This is a genomic window from Virgibacillus carmonensis (genome assembly GCF_057836705.1).
In genome coordinates this window covers 1-634 of sequence record NZ_JBYQFJ010000217.1, presented here as the reverse complement: position 1 = coordinate 634, position 634 = coordinate 1, and the positions used below count along the sequence as shown (strand labels likewise).

Annotated in this window: 2 protein-coding genes; both read left to right on the top strand. The window is 33.0% G+C overall.

What is annotated here, in order from left to right; all coding sequences use genetic code 11:
* The coding region (locus AC3G7N_RS21480; protein WP_489424166.1) for an isocitrate lyase/phosphoenolpyruvate mutase family protein at nucleotides 1-279 on the top strand (279 nt) is incomplete at its 5' end.
* 17 nt (nucleotides 280-296) lie between these two features.
* Nucleotides 297-634 (top strand): Ada metal-binding domain-containing protein (locus AC3G7N_RS21475; RefSeq protein ID WP_489424165.1); only part of this gene is annotated, 338 nt, incomplete at its 3' end.

Genomic DNA, 634 nt, shown 5'->3' with positions numbered 1-634 from the left:
AAGCACTCTATTGATTTAGTAAAGGAAGCGCTAAATAAAGCTGAAGTCTATGCTGATGCTGGTGCTGATGGTATATTTATCCCAGGGCTAACAAATATAGAGCTGATTGAGGAGTTTTCTAAAAATTGCCCTTTACCAGTTAACATTATGCTGAATTCATCTATTAATTACGAGAATATTAACTGGAAAAATGTTGGTGTAAACCGGGTAAGCTATGGACCACATTCTTATTTCCAAGCACAAAATATCTTGAAAAATCATCTTACATTTAGTATTTAAGAGGAAGAGCGAAAGTTATGATTAATGACCAAAGGACAATAGATACATTTTATACAATGTTAATAGAGAAAAACTCAAACTATGAAGGTACTTTTTATGTAGGGGTTAAAACGACAGGCGTTTTTTGTAGACCAACTTGCCCTGCAAAAAAACCTAAAAAAGAAAACTGTGATTTTTTTAAAACAGCAAAAGAAGCTACATTGGCTTCATACAGACCATGTAAAAGGTGTCAGCCATTAAATACACCTAGTTCTTTATCCCCTGAAGTAAAAAAATTAGTTGTAGCTATAGAAGAGAACCCTCAAAAAAAATGGACGGATAAAGATTTTAATGACTTATCTATTAGTGCTAACAC